A 21,249-nucleotide genomic window follows, 5' to 3' on the forward strand; every position below is an offset into this window, starting at 1 on the left:
CACATGAAATTCATTCCATTCTTTATAGCACTTTTTATTACTGCAACAGGTTTTACCCAGAATCCTCGTGAAGTTGAATTAGGATCATTTGACACTATTAAAGTATATGATCTCATTACAGTAAATCTTGTTAAGTCCACAGAGGATAAAATTATCATCTCTGGTCAGGACGCTAGCGATGTAGAATTTGTACATAAAAATGGAACTCTTAAGGTGCGCATGGCATTTGATAGACAGTTTGATGGGACTAAAACATTTGTGCACGTTCATTATACCAGTTTAAAAACTATAGATGGTAATGAAGGCTCGGTAATCACTTCAAATGAGCTCATAGAACAACCACAACTAGAAATAAGAGTTCAAGAAGGTGCTCGTGTAAAAGCTGGTGTTATAGTAGAAAACTTAGATATAAAAGCAGTCTCAGGCGGTATTACTGAAGTAAGCGGTACTGTAGATCAACAAAATATCTCAGTAAATACCGGAGGAATTGTAGAGAATCGAGCTTTGAAATCTAAGAGTACAAATATAAAAGTACGTGCAGGTGGCGAGGTTGAGGTACATGCCATGAATGCTGTAGATATAAGTATTCAAGCTGGTGGAGACGTGGTAGTTTTTGGTAGTCCCAGAGAAGTGAAGCAAAAAACATTTGCAGGTGGACGTATTAAAATTATGGAATAATATACCATTTAAAGCTATGAGTTCTTGGATTACGCTTTCGCGAAAGCAATTCCACAATCATCTCTCGAGCTTATAAGAAAACCCAACATTAATTTTTACCTTTGAGCAATAACCATAGTTTCTATGCTCGAAGACATTCTTAGTGCCATTCCGCTGGGATTTTTATTAGCCTTTATGCCAGGAGCAGTCTTTTTTGCTCTACTGGAAACTAGTGTTATTAAAGGTTTTAGAGCAGCAGTAGCACTTGATGTAGGAGTAATAGTCGCTGACGTCTGTTTTATCCTCATAGGTTATTTTGCAACGAGCTCAATTCTAGAAAAACTTAAAGACGATCCTGCCTTATTTGTTTTTGGTGGAGCGATATTATGTGTTTATGGTGTTATATCTTATATAAAAACTAAGAAATCATACCTCAAAGAAGTCAATACGCAGGAAATCATATTGCAAAAAAATAATTATCCTAAACTCTTTATTAAAGGTTTTTTTCTCAATTTCATTAATATAGGAGTACTACTTTTTTGGTTGTTGATGATAGTAAGTATAGGTCCTTCACTAGATAATGATTCGGATCGTATTAGAAATTTCTTTATTGCAGTTCTGGTCATCTATTTCTTAATCGATCTTGTAAAAATAGTTGCCGCAAAAAGTCTCAATCGCTACCTCACACCTTTTAGAATATTCTGGTTGAAAAGGATTATTGCGATTATCATAGGGATATGTGGAATCGTACTCGTTTTAAAAGGAACTTTTCCTAGCGCCTCAGAAAATATAGAAGAACAACTCCACATCATGCCAGAACTACCAGATCCAGTCGCTCCAGAGCTGGAAGGAATTAAGAGTAGTCCAGTGGTTAATGATTCTATTTAACAAAAAAAATCCCTCACCATAAGATGAAGGATTTAAGAGGCGTCTAGCGGATTCGAACCGCTGTACTAGATTTTGCAGACCCATGCCTAGCCGCTCGGCCAAGACGCCTTTTGAGCACGCAAAAATAACAAAAAAGTTCTCTTAATCACTATTATTACACAAAATCACTCTTTAGTATTGACTACTAGCGACTTTGACTCATAGAAATTACTACTCGCGCCACATCACCACCTATAGGAGGATTGATTTTTGCCACTTTTACATGTGCTTTTTCAACTAGAGATTCTTCTTTAAAAATACGATCAAGAATACGTTGAGCAACTTGTTCTAGTAATTTAGAACGTATCGCCATTTCTTCAACGATGATTCTATTCAGTGAAACATAATCTACGGTATCATTGAGCTCATCAGTTTGAGCACTTTTAGAAAGATCAGCGGTTACCTCTAGATCCACTCTATATTCACTACCTATCATTGCTTCTTCATCGAGGCAACCATGGTTAGTAAATACCTTTACGTTTTCAAGTATAATTGTATGCATGAGGTAAAGATACTACCTGCAATGCTAGCAGTAAAATAAGATGTAAATTTGTGTATCTAAATATTGAAAAGAGCCATGAGCGAATCTACCAAACCAAATAACTTCATAGAAGACATTATAGAAGACGATTTAAATAATGGTCTTTCTCAAGATAAATTACGTTTCCGTTTTCCTCCAGAGCCTAATGGGTTTTTACATATAGGTCATGCGAGTGCAATATGTTTAAATTTTGGGCTAGGATTAAAGTATAATAGACCTGTAAACTTACGTTTTGATGATACTAATCCTGCAAAGGAAGAAGCAAAATACGTTGCCGCTATTCAAAAAGATGTAGAATGGCTAGGTTATAAATGGGATAATCTATGCTACGCATCAGACTATTTCCAGGAACTTTATGACTGGGCAGTACAAATGATTAAGGACGGGAAAGCTTATGTAGATTCACAATCCAGTGAAGAAATGGCAGCTCAAAAAGGAACTCCTACACAACCTGGAGTAGATGGACCTTATCGCAACAGAAGTGTAGAAGAAAATCTAGCGCTTTTTGAAGGAATGAAGAATGGAGAGTACGGTGAAGGAGAACATATCCTACGTGCTAGAATTGATATGCAATCTAACAATATGCTCATGCGTGATCCTATCATGTATCGAGTAGTAGATAAAGCACACCATAGAACAGGAACAGATTGGAAAATCTATCCTATGTATGACTGGACGCATGGAGAAAGTGATTACTTAGAGCAAATCTCTCATTCATTCTGTACACTTGAATTTAAGCCTCACAGAGAACTTTATGACTGGTTCCTTGACCAAGTTGCAGATTCTAGTAAAATACGTCCTAAACAACGTGAATTTGCCCGTAGAAACGTATCACATACCGTAACAAGTAAGCGTAAACTACAAAAACTCGTAGAAGCAGGATACGTAACCGGTTGGGACGATCCACGTATGACAACCATTTCTGGTTTGAGACGTCGTGGTTATACACCAGCATCACTTAGAAACTTTGCAGAATCTATAGGAATCGCAAAACGTGATAATCTAGTAGACATGAATCATCTAGAGTTTCACCTGCGTGATGACTTGAATAAAACCGCAGATCGTGTGATGTGCGTTCTAGATCCAGTAAAACTTGTAATTACTAACTATCCTGATGGTCAAGTGGAAATGCTCGAGGCAGAGAATAGTCAGGAAGATGAATCTCGTGGCTATAGAGAAGTTCCTTTTTCTAAAGAACTTTATATAGAACGCGAAGATTATAGAGAAGAGGCAAACAAGAAATTCTTCCGTTTAAAAAATGGTAAAGAAGTACGTCTCAAGAACGGTTACATCATTAAAGGTGAAGGTTGCCTCAAAGATGCCGACGGGAATATTACTGAAATCCATGCGACCTATGATCCAGACTCTAAAAGTGGAAGCGGTACTGAGGCAAGCATGCGCAAAGTAAAAGGAACCCTTCACTGGGTAAGTGCTGCACATGCTTTACCTGTTGAAGTACGTCTTTATGATCGATTATTTACGGTGCCGTCTCCAGATACTGATAAGGAAAAAGATTTTATGGAATTTGTAAATCCAAATTCTCTAGAGGTCATCACTGCAATGGCTGAGCCTGCAATGAAGAATCTTAATCCAGGAGATATTGTTCAATTCCAGCGTATGGGATATTTCTGTGTAGATCCAGACACTACCGACGAGAAAATGGTTTTCAATCGTACAGTAACCTTGCGCGATACTTGGGCAAAACTAGAAGATTAGATTTTAGTCTTTAGATGGTTAGGATGCGCTTTCGCGAAAGCGTGCTCTAACCATTTCTTTTTTATAGCAGCGTCTTAGAGTTGTAAACTTGCTTATCATATAATATATTTTTTAATTAAATAATTGAGAATATGTTTGCTTATTGACTATTGTTATAAAATATTTCATAAAATTGGGAATAATTTAGCAATATATACTAAAAGCTTAACTATCAATTAACCAAAATAACTGCGATGTAGACATACCTTTGTAACTCAATAATTTAAAACAAATATTATGTCCAAGTCAAATACAGTGTTTGCTCTACTTACAGGAGCAGCTATAGGAATCGCAGCAGGAGTTTTATATGCACCAGAGAGTGGAGAAAAAACTAGAAAAAAATTAAAGAAACAGGCAAAAAAAGCTCAAGCAGATATAGATGCTCAAGCTCGTAAAACATATGCTCAAGTTTCTGATAAAGCAGCTCAATTAACTTCCACAGTTAGTTCAAAAGCAGTTGAATTAAAAGGTAATGTAGGAGAGCGTATTGAAACAGCTTTGTCTAGTGCAAGTTATAAGGCAGATGATGCTATCGTAGCATTAGAAAATAAGCTTGAACAATTACGTGCTCAAAACGCAAAATTACAGAAGCCTAATTCAGTAGATGGATTAGTGAAGAAGACAAAAGCAACCGTATAAACATTTAGTTTGAGCAAATCAATCAAAGAAAATTTTACTGAATTTACAGCAGCTACACAAGAGTACATTGAGTCCTCTATAAGCTACCACAAGCTAGACCTTTTTAAAAAGGTCATGAAAGGAGTGGTAAGTGGTAGTTATAAACTTATACTAGGATTCTTTCTGTTGATTGCACTTCTATTTTTAAGTGTTGCACTTGCAATATATTTAGGTGATATATTAGAAAGTATCGCGTTAGGATATCTAATTGTAGGCGGTGCATACTTGATTCTTATGTTTGTTCTCTCACTATTTTTAAAGAAATACTTAGAGAAAACCATTTTACGCAAATCAAGTGCTCAATTTTTTAATGAAAATGAGGATATAAAAATTGATCAGTATGAGAGTTTACAATAGTTTTAATGAAATAGATCGCGATTTGAGATATCTTAAATTGCAACAGCAAATCCAGCAGGAAACCATGAAATTGGAACTTAATGAAGTGAAAGAAAGTTTCTCTGCAGTGTCTGTTTTAACTAATATAGTAAGTTCAATAGCTAAGAAAGCTGTAGTTCTTAAGGTAGTTAATAAACTTATAGGCGGCAGAAAGTAAAAACTAAAATTGCTATAAATAAAAAAGCGATTCTCAGATGAGAATCGCTTTTTTGCTTTCATTAAAATAGTTGACTAGTTATTCTTGCCAGCCATCATTATCTTCATTCCTTTTAGCCTCAGCCTCTTTATTCTTGTTTGTTTTCTTCATTTGCTCACCTATTTGAGCACTTGCTGTAAAACTTGCAATCATGTTATTTAACATGTCACTACCAGCTTGTGGTGAGTTAGGTAAAAGAATTAAGTTAGATTGAGTTGCTTCACCTATAGATTGAAGTGTGTCGTAATGTTGAGTAACTACAATCAGCGCACTTGCTTCTTGAGAATTAATCCCTACGTTATTTAGTACATCTACACTTTCTTCTAGTCCACGAGCAATTTCACGACGCTGGTCTGCGATACCTTGACCTTGTAAACGTTTAGATTCAGCCTCTGCACGTGCTTTTGCAACAATCTTGATACGATCAGCTTCTGCTTCATACTCTGCAGCTGTTTTTTCACGTTCTGCGGCGTTAATTCTATTCATTGCTGCCTTTACCTGTACATCTGGATCTATGTCTGTTACAAGTGTTTTAATGATGTCATATCCATAATCCATCATCGCTTCATTCAATTCACGTTTTACTGCGATTGCGATATCATCTTTCTTCTCAAAAACGTAATCCAGTTTCATTTTAGGAACCTCGGCACGTACTACATCAAATACGTAAGACGTTATCTGATCGTGCGGATTTTGAAGTCTGTAGAAAGCATCATACACTTTTTCTCTTCTTACCTGAAATTGTACAGAGATTTTAAGACGTACAAATACATCATCTTTAGTTTTAGTCTCTACAATTACATCCAGTTGCTGAATTTTAAGATTGATACGTCCTGCAATTTTGTCTATCAATGGAACTTTAAACTGCAGTCCAGAATGACGCATACTTGTAAATTTTCCAAAACGCTCAATAAGTGCAGCAGTTTGTTGTTTTACAGTAAAAAATGAACCGAAAAGCAGCAAGGCTGCAAATACGAGAATAATAGGTATTATAAATTGTCCCATAGTTAGTGTTTTTTAAGTTTGTTTAAAGATACATTACAATTAGTCTTATTTTAGCCCTATAAGTTACATTCATGAAAATATTTCTTCCGCTCATAGCGACATTTTTATTCCTTTCAACCGCTCACGCTCAACGTAATTATTCCTATAACAACAGAATAGGACTAGGAATAGACGCTACATTTTTCAATCTACAAACAGACGACGTAGCAGTAGAGGGAAAAGTAGGATGGAGTGCAGGATTAGAAACTAGAGGTGCTTGGAAACCTTACTGGAATATGATTTTTGGAATTCAATTGTTCAATAATAAGTTTTCAGTGAAAGAAGCATTAACTCAGGACGATATTGAAATGAGCGTCATAGGTGCTGAGGTGAAGTTACTATGGGCTTATAAAATCGCAAACAGAGATTATTTATCTCTTGAAGTAGGTCCTGCATTTGCTTTTAATGGAGAATTTAAAGTTGCAGACCGTAGATATGAAGAAAGCATAATAGATGGCTCAAGCGCGGTTACGGTCAAGTCCTTTCAAGAAACTTCACCTATAAATATTAACGGAATTATAGGTTTAAGCGGTGGATTAGAGCAAATTAGATTTTCTGCGCATTACCATTATGCCTTTCTAGATGTGTTGAATGGTAAAAACGCATTAAGTGAAGAACTCAACGGTAATATGAGTTATATCACCGCTGGAGTTCGTCTTTATTTTTAAGAAAGTTGAGCAATAGCTGTTTTGATACGAGAAATCGTTTCATTCTTTCCTATCATACTTGCTATTTCAAATACATCTGGTCCCATAAGGCTACCTACTAGAGCAAGTCTTAAGGGCATCATCACTTTACCAAATCCCATTTCCTGACTCGTGATCCAGCCTTTAATCGCAGCACTTAATCCAGCTGCGCTGTCGTCTTCACATTCTTGAACTACCGTTATCACACTATTCATGATGTCATTAGTATCTTCTTTCCAGGCTTTTTTAGCATTTTTCTCATCATAAGAATCAGGTGCTGTAAAAAAGAATCCTGCGAGTTCAAAAAGATCTTCTGTAAACACAGCACGTTCCTTAACTAGACCACAAACTAAGTTGACATAATCTTGTGAACCGTATTCAATATTTTTTTCTTGTAACGCTTTCGCGAAAGCGGCACCTATAACAGCATCATCTTGTTCCACGTACCATTGTTGTTGGAACCACTTTGCCTTTTCTGGATCAAACTTAGCTCCAGAACTATTTACTTTATCTAAGCTAAACGCTTGAATCAACTCTTCAAGACTGAATATTTCTTGCTCAGTTCCAGGATTCCAACCTAGAAATGCCAACATATTAATAACAGCATCTGGTAAATATCCATCTTCTTTATAACCGGCAAAAGTTTCGTTTTCTTTGGCATCAAACCATTCCATAGGGAATACTGGGAAACCAAATTTAGCTCCATCACGTTTGCTTAATTTCCCTTTCCCTGTAGGTTTTAAGATCAACGGTAAATGTGCAAACTTAGGAGTCTTCCAGCCAAAACTTTCATACAATAAAACATGCAGCGCCATACTAGGCAACCATTCTTCACCGCGAATTACATGAGAGATTTCCATTTCATGGTCATCTACCACGTTTGCAAGGTGATAAGTAGGCATTCCATCGCTTTTAAAAAGGACTTTATCATCAAGAAGTGATGTGTTGATTTCTATTCCCTTACGGATTTCATCAAACATGTGTAAGGTTTTCAACTCAGGTTTAAAACGGATCACATATTCATCTCCACGAGAAAGACGTTCTTCAACTTCGCTAGTAGATAAGGATAACGAGTTTGTGAATTGCCCACGATTGTTGTGGTTGTATATAAAAGTCTCTTTATTTGCTTCGGCAGTGGATCTTGCTTGTGTAAGTTCCTCAGCTGTGTCAAATGCGTAATATGCAGCGCCTTTTTCAATAAGCTCTAGGGCATATTTTTTATACATTCCTTTGCGCTCGCTCTGTCTGTAGGGACCGCAATTGCCTTCTTTCCCTGGACCTTCGTCATAAGGTATCTTGCACCAGTTCAATGCGTTAATGATGTATTCTTCAGCGCCTTCTACGTATCTATTTTGATCAGTATCTTCTATACGCAGTATAAAATCACCACTATGTTTTTTTGCAAACAGATAATTAAATAAAGCTGTTCTCACGCCACCTATGTGTAATGGTCCGGTAGGACTAGGTGCAAATCTCACTCTTACTGAAGTACTCATTATAGCCGTTTTTTAAGGCTGCAAAGATATGATTTGTTCAGTACTATCCACATTCATAGGTGCGGACTTAAGTCTGTAACTAAGAATGTTTTTTCCCATAACCTTAATCGTTTAACATCACCATATCATAAACATACCATGCATTGCGTTATATTTACCTTACAAAGACGACGTAACGAGTAATGGATAATTTTCAAATCATAGAGCACAAGCTCAAACGCTTCATTAAAAAATACTATACAAATGAGATCATACGAGGTATTATCTTGTTTCTTGCGATAGGCTTATTGTATTTTTTATTCACCGCCGTCATTGAGCATTTTTTATGGTTGAGCTCCACGGGAAGAACCATATTATTTGGTCTTTTTGTGTTGGTTCAGGCTGGATTGCTATTTAAATTCATAGGAATTCCGGTGGCTCGATTATTTAAGCTGTTTTCTGGTATCGATTTTAGAGATGCCAGTAGCATGATAGGAACACATTTTCCTGAGGTGTCTGACAAGTTGATTAATGTTCTACAATTACACAAAAATGGAGGAGATGATGAGCTCACTTGGGCAAGTATCAACCAGAAAAGTGAGGAATTGAAACCTATACCGTTTTCGCTGGCGATTGATTTCAAGAAAAACGCTGCTTATTTAAAATATCTAGCGATTCCAGTCTTGATCATCGCGGCTTTATTTTTCACTGGAAATAATGAAATCCTTACTGAAAGCACCAAGCGCGTTGCAGATTTTAACAACGAGTACATTCCGCCAGCACCGTTTAAATTTAATGTGTTGAATGAAGATTTAAACACGTTACAAAAAAGAGACTTTAAATTAAACGTAGAAGTTACAGGAAGGACCATTCCTGAAAATGCGAGTGTTCACTACGGCAATCAGACTTACTATTTGACTCAAGAATCACCAGGTAGATTCAGTTTTGTGTTCAGTAAACCAGCAAGTGATATTCCATTTTATCTCAAGGCAAATGAGGTGCGCAGCGAGGAGTTTTTGCTCGATGTGGATGACGTTCCTACCATTGATCAGTTTGAGCTGGTTATGGATTATCCGTCTTACACTGGTAAAAAAGATGAAGTGCTTAAAAGTACTGGAAATGCACTTGTTCCACAGGGAACTAAGATTACTTGGAAGTTGAAAGCCGCTGCTACAGAGCAAGTTGACTTTAAAACTCGTGAAGAAATTACTCAGTTTAAGAAAGATGGTAAGGAGTTCGCTTTCGCGAAAGCGATATTAAAACCACTTAAATATTCCATCACAACCTCAAATATGTTTGCTAAGGATTATGAGGAACTGAACTTCAAAATAGACGTCACCAAAGATGAGTATCCAGAACTCGCTATGGAGATGAAAAAAGACAGTCTGGACGATGCAATCATGTACTTTCAAGGCAACGTGGCAGATGATTACGGGATCCGTAAGATTCAAGTGGTGTATTATGAAAGTGATAACGCTAGTTCACAAAAGATTTATGAAATAGGTAATAATCGTGGAACATTTGACCAATTTTTATTCACTTTTCCAGGAAATCTTCCGCTTGAAGGTGGAAAGAATTATCAGTTCTATTTTGAAGCCATCGATAATGATTATGTAAATAATTATAAAAGTGCCAAAAGCCAAGTTTATGGTTTCAGAAAATCAACTAAAGAAGAAGAAGAGCAACAACAGTTACAGGACCAAAAGAAATCTGTAGAAGATCTCGAAAAGTCATTGCAAGAACAAGAGCAGAATCAAGAGGAATTAAAGGAAATCACTCAAGAGCAGCTGGAGAAAAATCAGCGAGGATTTAATGATAAGAAAAAACTAGAGCAAGCTTTAAAAAACCAACAAGATCAAGAACAAAAAATGCGTCAACAGATGCAGAAGATGAAGGACAATCTTGAAAAATCTAGTAAGGAACGAGACCCTATGAAAAAGGCGCTGGAAGAGCGCATGGAGCAGAGTGAAGAAGAAATGCGCAAGAATGAGGAATTGCTCAAGGAACTTCAAGAATATCAAGACAAGTTAAGTAAGGAAGAATTACAAGAACAACTTGAAAAGGCTCAAAAGAAATCAAAGGAACAAAAACGTAATCTAGAACAGTTACTAGAACTTACTAAACGTTATTATGTAGCTCAAAAATATGAGCAAATTGCCAAAAAACTTGACGAACTTGCTAATAAGCAAGAGGAGCAGTCTAAGAAAGAAGGCGATGCAAATAAAGAAGAAGATCAGCAAAAATTGAATGAGGAATTCAAGGAATGGGAAGAAGAATTAAAGGAACTTAAAAAGGAAAATGAAGGTCTTAAAAAACCTATGGAGATGGATTTTGAGCCTCAAGAATCTGATGCTATTAAAAAGGATCAGCAGGAATCAAGTGAAGAATTAAAAAGTGGTGATACTCCTAAAGCGCAGAAAAAACAAAAAAGCGCAGCTGATAAAATGAAGCAACAAGCTATGGAAATGGCTGCTCAAATGCAATCAGCAAAAGGTGAAGGAATGAAAGAAGATGCAGATATGTTACGTCAAATTCTTGATAACCTAGTTGTTTTCTCTATAGAACAAGAAGTGGTTCTTGATGGTGTTAAGGGATTAACTCGTAACAGTCCTAATTTTGGTAAAAAATTAAAGATTCAGAAGGATTTAGAACGTGCTTTTAAACATGTGGATGATAGTTTATTTGCACTTGCTTCTCGTAATCCTGAGATAGGAATAGATATTAATAGAGAAGTAACAGATGTTTACTACTATTTAGACAAATCTTTAACGCAGTTAGCTGATTTTGAGATGAATAAAGGTCAGATTTCACAGCAATTCACATTAAAAAGTGCCAATACGCTTGCTAACATGTTGAGTAAAACCATGGATGCCATGAATGATGCTATGTCCATGCCTGGTGAAGGTGAAGGAAAACCTGGTGAAGGACAAAGTGGAGGTTTTCAATTACCTGATATTATAAAGAAGCAAGAATCATTAATGAAAAAAGGTGGCGAAGGAGAAAAACCTGGTGAAGGAAAAGGAGAAAAGCCAGGTGAAGGAAAACCTGGTAAAGCTGGTGCTCCAGGTCAAGGAGGAGAAAATGGAGATCAAGGACAATCTTCAGGTAAAGGTGGAAAGAATGGTGAAGGTGGAAGTACTGGTCAAGGCGGTAAAAATGGAGAAGGATCAACTGGTGAATCTGGCCAAGGCGGACAAGGACAAGGTAATGGTCAAGGTGAAAATGGTGAAGGAAAAGGTACAGACGGAAAATCAGGTACTGGAGCAGATGGTCCAGGTGAAGGTGATGGTCTAGGTAAGGAAGGAGAAAAAAGCTATAAAGAATCTGAGGAAGAAAGTAAACGTATCTATGAAATTTATAAGCAACAACAGGAATTACGTAATCAGCTAGAAGATATGATTCAGCGCGAAGGTCTAGAAGGAGTTGTAAATGATATTACTGATAAGATGAAAGACGTGGAACGTAAACTATTAGATCAAGGATTTAATAGGGAAGTAGAAGAGAGAATGATGGAAATACAGCACGATTTATTAAAGTTAAAGGATGCTGGATTGCAACAAGGTAAAGATGAACAACGTGAAGCAACTACCAATTCGAAAGACTATAATAACGACACAAGAAATAAGATTCCAGATGCTGCTCGCTACTTTAACAGCAAAGAGATTTTAAATAGACAAGTATTACCTTTGCAGCAACAATATAAATTAAAGGTTAAGGAATACTTTAAAAGCGATGGTGGAATTTAATTATCAGACTGACTTTAAGTTAGAGAATGATGTTGCTTATGCAAAATGGCTTGAAGAGGTTGCTCTATCCGAAGCTAAGTCTATAGGAGAAATTTCTTATGTATTCTGTGATGATGATTTTTTACATAAAATAAATTTAGAGTATTTGAATCACGATACTTTGACTGATATTATCACTTTCGATTACTGTGATGAAGATTTCTTGAATGGTGAGATTTATATCAGTGTAGATCGTGTAAGGGAAAATGCAGGTGCTTTTTCAGTTGATTTTAATACAGAGTTACATAGAGTTATTAGTCATGGGTTGCTCCATTTATGTGGTTATCCAGATAAGACAGATGAGGAAAGTAAGCTTATGCGTTCCAAGGAAGATGAAAAAATGAATATGTTTCACGTGAAACAATAGCTATGTTTGATAAAGAATATGATGTAATTGTAGTAGGTGCTGGTCACGCGGGAAGCGAGGCTGCCGCTGCTGCTGCAAATATGGGAGCGAGTACATTGTTGATTACGATGAATCTTCAAACAATCGGGCAAATGTCTTGTAATCCAGCTATGGGTGGTATCGCAAAAGGACAAATTGTTCGTGAGATTGACGCTTTAGGTGGATTGAGTGGAATTGTAAGTGATAAAAGCGCGATTCAATTTAAAATGCTGAACCTTTCTAAAGGTCCTGCAATGTGGTCTCCAAGAACCCAGAATGACAGAATGCGTTTTGCAGAAGAATGGAGAATGCAATTAGAAAATCTAGAACATCTTGATTTTTACCAAGACATGGTTTCTAGTTTAACTATTGAAGGAGATAAAGTAACTGGTGTTAGAACAAGTTTAGGAATTCAAGTCAAAGGGAAGTCTGTTGTATTAACTAATGGAACTTTCTTGAATGGATTAATTCATATTGGAGATAAACAATTTGGTGGTGGACGTGCTGGTGAAAGAGCCGCAACTGGTATTACTGAGCAATTAGTGAGTCTAGGTTTTGACTCTGGAAGGATGAAAACAGGAACTCCACCGCGTGTTGATGGTCGCTCTTTAGATTATTCTAAGATGATTCCACAACCAGGTGATGATTTAGTTTCTAAGTTTAGTTATACTAATCTAACAAGTAAGTTAACAACGCAACGTGATTGTCATATGACATACACGAGTACGTTAGTTCATGATTTGTTACGCGAAGGATTTGATAGAAGTCCTATGTTTAATGGACGTATTCAAAGTATAGGACCTAGGTATTGTCCGTCTATAGAAGATAAAATCGATCGCTTTGCAGATAAAGACCGTCATCAACTATTTGTTGAGCCAGAAGGTTGGGATACTTGTGAGGTTTATGTGAATGGATTTAGTACTTCCTTGCCAGAAGATGTTCAATTTAAAGCTTTGAGATCTGTTGTTGGTTTTGAAAATGTAAAATTCTTTAGACCTGGATATGCCATTGAGTATGATTATTTCCCGCCTACACAACTAATGCATACTCTAGAAACTAAGATTGTAAAGAATCTTTATTTTGCTGGTCAGATTAATGGAACTACTGGTTATGAGGAAGCAGCTTCCCAGGGATTGATGGCTGGTATAAACGCTGTACGCAAAATAAGAGAAGAAGAATCATTTATACTTAAAAGAGATGAAGCTTATATAGGTGTTCTTATAGACGATTTAATCACCAAAGGAACTGAAGAACCATATAGAATGTTTACTTCGCGTGCAGAGTATCGAACCTTATTAAGACAAGATAATGCAGATTTGAGATTAACTCCACGTGCTCACGAACTAGGTTTAGTTACTGATGAGGCAATTAAAAGAGTAGAACGCAAGTCCGAAGAAACCGAAAAAATGGTTCAGTTTCTCAAGAATACTAGTTATGATTTTAAAGAAATGAACGTTTTGCTGGAGAGTAAAAAATCTGCTGCCGTAAAGCAACATGATAAATACTTTAAAGTTTTTGCTAGACCACAGATTGATTTAAGCGACATAAGAGAATTTCCTGAAATCAAATCGTATATTGAAGAACATGACTTGAATGAAGATATCTTAGAACAAGTGGAAGTTCAAGTAAAGTATAGTGGTTACATAGAGAAAGAAAAAAGTAATGCAGATAAGCTACATCGTCTAGAAAATGTAAAGATTCCTGCAGGCTATGATTTTAAATCTATCAAGTCACTTTCCTATGAAGCTCGAGAAAAATTAACTGCAATTCAGCCTGCTACTGTTTCACAAGCTTCTCGTATTTCGGGAGTATCTCCTAGTGATATTTCAGTATTATTAGTACACATGGGAAGATAGTTTCACGTGAAACAATGAAAGATAACGCACCTACTTATACCCATTTTTTAACTGTTCAAGATTATTTCCTGACTCAGGAGAAATTTGAACTATATAAAAATGAACAGACTGAAGTTCTTAAAACCACACCACAACCTGAGAATTTAGAAAGCTATTATGAGAGTGAAAATTACTTATCTCATGACGACTCTCAAGATTCTTTTTTTGCACGTTGTTATCAGTATGCCAAAGGTTGGAATCTTAAAAGTAAAAAATCATTAATTGGTAAATATGCTGTTGATGGTAAAATTCTTGATATTGGCGCTGGAGTAGGAGACGTCGTTGGAGCATTGAAGAAATCAGGATATGATGCTGTAGGATATGAGCCTAGTAAAAAAGCTAGAATTTTTGCTGCTCGTAAAGGAATTGAATTGCTTGATCAAACGGACTCCATTCAGCCAAATTCTATTAAAGTAATTAGCATGTATCATGTTCTGGAACATGTGCCAGACTATGACAAGCAAATTGCAGATATTAAAAATTGGTTACAAGAAGATGGTGTTTTGATTTTAGCATTACCTAACTACAATTCGTTTGACGCAAAATGGTTCAAACAACATTGGGCTGGATATGACGTTCCACGACATCTATTTCACTTCAATAAAAGAGCTGTAAGAAATGTCTTTCAAGGTGATTTTGAAATCGTTTCCACAAAACCTATGTGGTTTGATAGTTTCTACGTTTCCATTTTATCTGCTAGATATCAAAAGAAGAAATTAGCCTTTGTTTACGGAATAATAATCGGGCTTATCTCAAATATCGCTGCACTCTTCTCTAAAGAGCCATCATCAATCGTTTATGTACTCAAAAAACGTAAATAAGCTGTTTTAAGCTGTTGTTTTTCTTCTGGTCAGCACTTATCTATTAAAAATTTAAAAAGTTCAACACGATTCATAGAATTGAGCTGTTTTTAATAAAAATAACTTATTATTTATACTGAATCGATAATTTATATTGATTGTAACCAATAAAGTCCAAAAACGGTAAGTAGAAAATAAATTCCCGTTCTTCCAGCACCTCGATAATCTTGAAGAATTCTTAATCCTATAAGTAGAATTACAAATAGAAATCCGGTGATGATTAATCCAAGCTCGCTTAGTACAATATCTTGCTCTGTGATTAAATCATAAATGCCAAGAGTTAGAAACGAAGTAACTATAACTTCCAATCCTAAAATAGTAATTAAAGATAGTTTCACCATAACGGCTGGTAAATGATCTTTATACATATCTATATAATCCTGTAATGTCTTATTCCACATAAATAATTTCTCGTATGCAGATATAACTACTGTAAGCAGTAGGAAAATGAGAATTAATATGGGACCAGAATATACAATCACTATAAGAATCTTTAACTTAAGGTAATAATAATACCTTTTTCTTACTAAAACCTAATTTGTTATAAATTTAACGACCGTTTGTCGAAATTATGCAGGTTTATGAATCAATCGAGTAAGACCTATTGCAAGATCTGTCAGAATTACTTTTCCATTACCATTGCGCTCTATATGATAAATAGCTTTCTCTATTTCATCACTTATAGGTTGGATACGATGTCCATCTATAAAAGGAGCAAATTTTTCTAGCTGGAAATTTTCCATTTGAGGCGTGAGATAAACCGCACTATTAGCTTTGTAATTTAGTAACATCGCTTGTCTAAAGTATTCTAAACAATAGGATAAAAAACGCTTCTGTGTTTCACGATTTTTTCCAGCAATCATCTCAGCCCAAGCAATCAAGTCATTAATAGCAGATTTGCGTCCACGAGCAGCAAACGCTGTGCGCACCCAAGTAACAAACCATTGTTCAAAATCTACATCTTCAGATTCATTATTAATGGATTGAAGCGCTTTATTATAATCACCATTTGATTGTCGAGCGATTTGTTGTGCTCTTGTAGAATCCAGTTGTTGTCTCTCTACTAATCCTTGAGCGATGGCTTCACTAGATAATTTAGGAATGTGCAGTAATTGACATCTAGACTTAATAGTATTAATAATCTGATCTTCATCTTCGGCGATTAGGATGAAAACGGTCTTTGCAGGTGGTTCCTCTATCAGCTTTAATAATTTGTTTGAAGCTTCGGTATTTAATTTATCGGCACCCCAAATGATGAGTACTTTGTATCCACCTTCATAAGATTTCAAACTCAGTTTACTCACTATTTTTTTTGCCTCGAGAACACCTATTTTACTTTGTTTTTTCTCGATTTCGATCTTTTGATACCAGTCTGCGAGACTACCATATGATTGTTTTTGTAAGAATTCTCGCCATTCAGTAATAAAATCGTCAGCTACCGCTTTATCTTTTACACGAGCATTATTTGCCACAGGATAAGCAAAATGCAAATCGGGATGAGCAACTTGATCAATTTGAGAATCGCAGCGATCTCCAGCATCTTTACATAAAATTCCACGTGCATAAGAGATAGCAAGCGGTAGAACTCCACTACCAGTTGCGCCTATAAATAGTTGAGCGTGAGCAATTCTCCCGTTTTCAACCGTAGATTGAAGGTGTTTCTTAAGATGTTCTAGACCTATGATATCTTGATATCGCATATTGCAAATATAAAAGTATAGGCTCGAGGTTCTATCATAACCGCTATATTTGTCACTATACATTATAAATAACTATGAAGACGATCAACGATATTAATTTTAAGGATAAAAAAGCACTCATAAGAGTAGATTTCAACGTACCACTTGATGATAACTTTGAGGTTACAGATGCGACTCGCATACGTGCAGCAAAGGATACCATCATAAAAATTCTAGAAGATGGAGGCGCTGTGATTTTAATGTCGCATTTAGGTCGTCCTAAAGGAAAGCAAGAAGAATTTTCATTACAGCACATCGTAAATACTGCTACCGAAATTCTAGGAGTTCAAGTAAATTTTGTGAACGATTGCATCGGTGAAACGGCTGAGCAGGCTGCTGCAAACTTGCAACCTGGTGAAGTATTGTTGCTAGAAAACTTGAGATTTTATAGTGAAGAAACTGCTGGTGATTCCGCTTTCGCGAAAGCGTTATCTCAACTAGCAGACGTGTACGTGAACGATGCCTTTGGAACAGCACACAGAGCTCATGCTTCTACAGCAGTTATCGCACAATATTTTGAGGAGAAATGTTTCGGTAAATTGATGACTCGTGAGATTGAAAGTTTAAATAAAGTGCTGGAAACTCCAGAAAAACCAGTAGTAGCTATATTAGGTGGTGCAAAAGTATCTTCTAAAATTACGGTAATTGAAAATATTCTTTCTAAGGTGGATGATCTTATCCTCGCTGGTGGAATGGCTTACACTTTTATAAAAGCACAAGGTGGCAAAATAGGAGATTCACTATGTGAAGATGATAAAATGGAATTGGCTCTAGAAATTCTAGAAATGGCCAAAAAACACAACACAAATATTCATCTACCAGTTGATTCTATAACAGCCGACTCATTTTCTGAACACGCAACTAGAGATATGGCACCTATAGACGCTATTCCAGATGGATGGATGGGACTAGATATAGGTGAAAAATCTAGATCACAATTTCATACGGTGTTAATGCAAGCCAAAACTATTCTTTGGAATGGTCCTGCAGGTGTTTTTGAAATGGAACCATTTGCACACGGAACAATTTCTTTAGGAAAGTCTGTAGCTCAGGCAACAGCAGCTGGTGCATTCTCGTTAGTAGGTGGTGGCGACTCAGTTGCAGCTGTAAAACAATTTGGTTTTGAAGATCAAGTAAGTTACGTTTCAACTGGTGGTGGTGCTATGCTAGAAATGCTAGAAGGAAAAACGCTTCCTGGTATTGCGGCTATTTTAGATTAATTATTAGATTTTTACATGAAATATATTCTCTTTTCCCTTTTTTCCTTCCTTTTTCTACCGCTTGCGGCTCAAACTGAAAAAGACTCCACTGAGACTAAGGGAAAGGTGATTTCTTACGAGCAATTTAAAAAACAGCAATCTGCTCATGTAATCATTAAAAAGCCTACAGATTCAGTAAAACCTGCATTGGAAACAGTAGTAGATACGGTACAACAAGTGGTTGAGACTATAGTGGAAACTGCTGTAGAACCTACTACTGCGATAACTATTCCAGTACAATCAGTTGAATTACCTGTTCTCAAGGAATTTCCAGAAGTAGATGATTTTGATGAGAAACTACTGCAGGAATTGTACAATAATGATATGTATGATTACATGTATGATGAGATCATACAAATGGATTACAGTGATGCTGTTTTAAAATCATTACCTACTGACACGCTTAAGGCTCGTTTGAAACGTATCAACGAGAGCACACCTTTTCAAATTGATTATAATCCAGTTTTAGAACAGTTGATTAATAAAAAACTGAGTTACCAGCGCGTTTATATGGAGCGCTTGATGACCTTGAGTGATTATTATTTTCCGCTATTTGAGGCAACGCTGGATAAATATGATATTCCGCTAGAGATGAAATACTTAGCGGTGGTAGAAAGTGCACTTGACCCAAGAGCAAAAAGTCGAGTAGGCGCAACAGGTTTGTGGCAATTTATGTTTGCTACGGGACGTGATTTTGACCTTGAGGTGAACTCTTATGTAGATGAGCGCATGGATCCTATCAAGTCTACAGAGGCTGCTTGTAAGTTCTTAAGAAGTTTATATAATATTTATGGAGACTGGGATCTGGCACTTGCGGCTTATAATTCTGGTCCAGGAAATGTAAATAAAGCCATAAGACGCAGTGGCGGCTATAAAAATTACTGGAATTTAAGGCCTTACTTACCACGTGAAACGGCTGGATATGTTCCTGCTTTTCAAGCCATGGTATATTTATATACTTATGCCAGTGAGCATGGTTTTCAACCACAACAAACAGCTCATAAAACCATCGCTACAGACACGATTCACGTGAAAAAAATGATCTCACTCGAGCACGTCGCTCAGTTTACTGATGAAGATATAGAAACTGTTCAATTTCACAATCCTAGCTATAAACTAGATGTGATTCCAGCCATATCTGGACGTAATTATTACTTGAGATTGCCAGTGAGAGCTGCGAGTAAATTTGTGAGTAATGAGGATGCGGTGTACGCTTTCGCGAAAGCGGAATTTGACAAAAAAGAAAAACCTTTACCAGAACTCGTTAAGGCAGAATCTCGCGTGGTCTATCGCGTTAAAAATGGAGACTACTTAGGGAAAATAGCCAATAAATATGGTGTGAAAGTAAGCCAACTCAAGCGCTGGAACAGCCTGCGCAGTAACAATTTAAAAATAGGACAGCGATTATACATTCATCCTAGAAAACCAGTAACAAGTTCCTCATCACTTGCGACAACTACTCCTAGCACCTATAAAGTGAAAAGTGGTGATAGTTTATGGAAAATAGCAAATCGCTATGGCATAACTATTGCTCAAATAAGAAAATTGAATTCTGGTAAAACAGAAGACCTACAACCAGGAACCACTTTAAAACTTAAATAATCCTCTTATGAGATCTTTAATTTATACGTTTATAGCTATTATCTCTCTTACCAGCTGCAATGATGCACCAGTTGTAGTGACTGACAGCGCAGGAAGAATGAATGATATTCTACTTATCATAGAAAATGATTTATGGGAAAATGCAGTAGGTGATACCATCCGTCAAGTGCTCGCTGCGCCTGTGGATGGATTAGTACGTGAAGAACCACAATTTTCATTGAACCAGATCGATCCAGACTCTTTTAAAGGAAGACTGATGAAGAATCGCAATTACATGAAAGTAGAAGTTTCTAATAAAGAAGCTGGCGTGAACGTGACTAAAGGTCTGTATGCAAATCCGCAGACTGGTGTGGTGATAAGAGGAAAAAATGCCGTAGGAATTATAGATCAAATTGTTGCAAATGCTGACCAAATTAAAACACTTTTTAATGATGGAGAAATTGTTGAGAAACAACGTATCATGAAAAAAGCAGCGTTGAACGTGGAACAGATTAAGGAGCGTTTTGGTATAGATTTAATTGCTCCAAGAGCTTATCGATATGCAGCACCTAATGATAAAGACTTTTTCTGGTTGCGACGCAATATTAAGGAAGGAACTATGGACGTGATGATTTATGAAGTAGCACGAGAAGCAATTCCTCAGGATTCAAATGTAGTCGCTAGTATTACTAAAGTTAGAGACTCTGTAGGGACTTTAAAAGTACCTGTAGATAATGGCGCTTTTATAACAGAGCAGGCTTTTTCACCTTATGTAAATGAAAGTCAAGTAGATGGGAAATTTGCTTATGAGACTAAAGGATTATGGGAAGTAAGCGGTCAGTTCATGTCTGGACCATTCTTAAACTATGCGATTTACAACGAGAAAAAAGACAACTGGCTCATTATAGAAGGATATATTTTTGCACCTAGCGCAAAGCAACGCAACTACCTTTTTGAACTAGAATCTATTCTAAAGAGTGTAAAGTTTATAGAGGAAAAGAAGTAATAGCTAGTCTTTAGTCTTTAAGTCTACAATCTTTAAAACTTCTGAATTTCCACATATGATGCGGAATCTGCTGTTACGAACAATAGGATTTTAAAATCACCTCACAAAAAAGCCGTTTCAAATCAATTGAAACGGCTTTTTTAATGGAATATGAGATAGACTATTTTGTAGAGTCTATTTGATCTTTATCTTCTTTTCCTTCTTTAGTAGCGTCTTTAAATTCTTTAATTCCGCCACCTAGGCCACGCATTAATTCTGGTATTTTTTTACCACCAAAAATCAATAACACTACAAGCGCTATTAATATGATGCTACCATAACCTGGCATTCCTAATATAAAATTTGCTAACATAATATGTGCTTTTAAAAACAGTACAAAGATAC

Annotated in this window: 20 protein-coding genes and 1 tRNA gene; 14 read left to right on the top strand and 7 right to left on the bottom strand. The window is 36.3% G+C overall.

The genetic code is table 11. The features are described from left to right. Window positions 1-3: 3 nt before the first annotated feature. Both ACSHWW_RS00185 and ACSHWW_RS00190 read left to right on the top strand, forming a co-directional pair. The gene (locus tag ACSHWW_RS00185; RefSeq protein ID WP_435680380.1) at window positions 4-678 is read left to right on the top strand and encodes a head GIN domain-containing protein; all 675 of its coding nucleotides are present in this window, start codon (window positions 4-6) and stop codon (window positions 676-678) included. Window positions 679-801: 123 nt separating this feature from the next. Continuing rightward, window positions 802-1,545: a LysE family translocator gene (locus ACSHWW_RS00190; RefSeq protein WP_435680381.1), complete on the top strand. Its 744-nt coding sequence runs from the start codon at window positions 802-804 to the stop codon at window positions 1,543-1,545. Window positions 1,546-1,582: 37 nt separating this feature from the next. Here ACSHWW_RS00190 and ACSHWW_RS00195 read toward each other — a convergent pair. Both ACSHWW_RS00195 and folB read right to left on the bottom strand, forming a co-directional pair. Further along, window positions 1,583-1,653: transfer RNA gene (locus tag ACSHWW_RS00195), tRNA-Cys, on the bottom strand. Window positions 1,654-1,729: 76 nt separating this feature from the next. Beyond that, the gene (gene folB / locus ACSHWW_RS00200; protein WP_435680382.1) at window positions 1,730-2,086 is read right to left on the bottom strand and encodes a dihydroneopterin aldolase; all 357 of its coding nucleotides are present in this window, start codon (window positions 2,084-2,086) and stop codon (window positions 1,730-1,732) included. A gap of 75 nt (window positions 2,087-2,161) precedes the next feature. Here folB and ACSHWW_RS00205 point away from each other — a divergent pair, with 75 nt between their 5' ends. The 4 genes from ACSHWW_RS00205 to ACSHWW_RS00220 all read left to right on the top strand — a co-directional run bounded on the left by ACSHWW_RS00205 (window position 2,162) and on the right by ACSHWW_RS00220 (window position 5,111). Next, complete coding sequence (locus ACSHWW_RS00205; protein WP_435680383.1) at window positions 2,162-3,841, top strand: glutamine--tRNA ligase/YqeY domain fusion protein; 1,680 nt, start codon at window positions 2,162-2,164, stop codon at window positions 3,839-3,841. A 276-nt stretch (window positions 3,842-4,117) separates the two neighbouring features. Then, complete coding sequence (locus tag ACSHWW_RS00210) at window positions 4,118-4,519, top strand: YtxH domain-containing protein (protein ID WP_435680384.1); 402 nt, start codon at window positions 4,118-4,120, stop codon at window positions 4,517-4,519. Between the two features lie 9 nt (window positions 4,520-4,528). Beyond that, window positions 4,529-4,915 carry a phage holin family protein gene (locus ACSHWW_RS00215; protein ID WP_435680385.1) on the top strand — a complete coding sequence of 129 codons (387 nt, stop codon included), beginning with the start codon at window positions 4,529-4,531 and terminating at the stop codon, window positions 4,913-4,915. Beyond that, window positions 4,899-5,111: a DUF6327 family protein gene (locus tag ACSHWW_RS00220; protein ID WP_435680386.1), complete on the top strand. Its 213-nt coding sequence runs from the start codon at window positions 4,899-4,901 to the stop codon at window positions 5,109-5,111. The genes ACSHWW_RS00215 and ACSHWW_RS00220 overlap by 17 nt, the downstream gene beginning before the upstream one ends. 78 nt (window positions 5,112-5,189) lie before the next feature. Here the strand turns inward: ACSHWW_RS00220 and ACSHWW_RS00225 are convergent, their stop codons facing one another. After that, window positions 5,190-6,155, bottom strand: coding sequence for an SPFH domain-containing protein (locus tag ACSHWW_RS00225; protein WP_435680387.1), 966 nt, complete (start codon window positions 6,153-6,155; stop codon window positions 5,190-5,192). Window positions 6,156-6,226: 71 nt separating this feature from the next. Here ACSHWW_RS00225 and ACSHWW_RS00230 point away from each other — a divergent pair, with 71 nt between their 5' ends. After that, a complete protein-coding gene (locus tag ACSHWW_RS00230) occupies window positions 6,227-6,862 on the top strand; it encodes a hypothetical protein (protein ID WP_435680388.1) in 636 nt (211 codons plus the stop codon). Here ACSHWW_RS00230 and gltX read toward each other — a convergent pair. Further along, window positions 6,859-8,376: a glutamate--tRNA ligase gene (gene gltX, locus ACSHWW_RS00235; RefSeq protein ID WP_435680389.1), complete on the bottom strand. Its 1,518-nt coding sequence runs from the start codon at window positions 8,374-8,376 to the stop codon at window positions 6,859-6,861. The genes ACSHWW_RS00230 and gltX overlap by 4 nt on opposite strands. Before the next feature lie 182 nt (window positions 8,377-8,558). On the opposite strand from gltX, the gene ACSHWW_RS00240 reads away from it, so the two are divergent. Genes ACSHWW_RS00240 through ACSHWW_RS00255 form a run of 4 tightly spaced genes read left to right on the top strand, consistent with a single transcriptional unit; the run spans window position 8,559 to window position 15,241 of the window. Further along, entirely contained in the window at window positions 8,559-12,101 is a 3,543-nt protein-coding gene (locus tag ACSHWW_RS00240; protein ID WP_435680390.1) for a DUF4175 family protein, read from the top strand. Beyond that, the gene (gene ybeY, locus ACSHWW_RS00245; RefSeq protein ID WP_435680391.1) at window positions 12,088-12,507 is read left to right on the top strand and encodes an rRNA maturation RNase YbeY; all 420 of its coding nucleotides are present in this window, start codon (window positions 12,088-12,090) and stop codon (window positions 12,505-12,507) included. The genes ACSHWW_RS00240 and ybeY overlap by 14 nt, the downstream gene beginning before the upstream one ends. Window positions 12,508-12,509: 2 nt before the next feature. Next, complete coding sequence (gene mnmG, locus ACSHWW_RS00250; protein ID WP_435680392.1) at window positions 12,510-14,381, top strand: tRNA uridine-5-carboxymethylaminomethyl(34) synthesis enzyme MnmG; 1,872 nt, start codon at window positions 12,510-12,512, stop codon at window positions 14,379-14,381. A 14-nt stretch (window positions 14,382-14,395) separates the two neighbouring features. Then, a complete protein-coding gene (locus tag ACSHWW_RS00255; RefSeq protein ID WP_435680393.1) occupies window positions 14,396-15,241 on the top strand; it encodes a class I SAM-dependent methyltransferase in 846 nt (281 codons plus the stop codon). A 128-nt stretch (window positions 15,242-15,369) separates the two neighbouring features. Here the strand turns inward: ACSHWW_RS00255 and ACSHWW_RS00260 are convergent, their stop codons facing one another. Both ACSHWW_RS00260 and ACSHWW_RS00265 read right to left on the bottom strand, forming a co-directional pair. Next, window positions 15,370-15,681 (bottom strand): hypothetical protein, encoded by a 312-nt coding sequence (locus ACSHWW_RS00260; RefSeq protein WP_435680394.1) that lies wholly within the window; start codon window positions 15,679-15,681, stop codon window positions 15,370-15,372. Window positions 15,682-15,849: 168 nt separating this feature from the next. After that, on the bottom strand, window positions 15,850-16,980 hold the full coding sequence (locus ACSHWW_RS00265) for an ATP-binding protein (protein WP_435680395.1): 1,131 nt from the start codon (window positions 16,978-16,980) through the stop codon (window positions 15,850-15,852). 74 nt (window positions 16,981-17,054) lie between these two features. Between ACSHWW_RS00265 and ACSHWW_RS00270 the strand changes: the two genes are divergently transcribed. From ACSHWW_RS00270 to ACSHWW_RS00280, 3 genes are read left to right on the top strand one after another with little or no spacing between them, the layout of a single operon-like run. Further along, window positions 17,055-18,239, top strand: coding sequence for a phosphoglycerate kinase (locus tag ACSHWW_RS00270; protein WP_435680396.1), 1,185 nt, complete (start codon window positions 17,055-17,057; stop codon window positions 18,237-18,239). 15 nt (window positions 18,240-18,254) lie between these two features. After that, entirely contained in the window at window positions 18,255-19,880 is a 1,626-nt protein-coding gene (locus ACSHWW_RS00275; protein WP_435680397.1) for a LysM peptidoglycan-binding domain-containing protein, read from the top strand. Between the two features lie 7 nt (window positions 19,881-19,887). Further along, on the top strand, window positions 19,888-20,865 hold the full coding sequence (locus ACSHWW_RS00280; protein WP_435680398.1) for a DUF4837 family protein: 978 nt from the start codon (window positions 19,888-19,890) through the stop codon (window positions 20,863-20,865). Between the two features lie 160 nt (window positions 20,866-21,025). On the opposite strand, the gene ACSHWW_RS00285 is transcribed toward ACSHWW_RS00280, so the two are convergent. Beyond that, window positions 21,026-21,217 carry a Sec-independent protein translocase subunit TatA/TatB gene (locus tag ACSHWW_RS00285; protein ID WP_435680399.1) on the bottom strand — a complete coding sequence of 64 codons (192 nt, stop codon included), beginning with the start codon at window positions 21,215-21,217 and terminating at the stop codon, window positions 21,026-21,028. Window positions 21,218-21,249 lie beyond the last annotated feature (32 nt).

This window comes from Nonlabens sp. (assembly GCF_051251825.1).
Classification (GTDB): Bacteria; Bacteroidota; Bacteroidia; order Flavobacteriales; family Flavobacteriaceae; genus Nonlabens.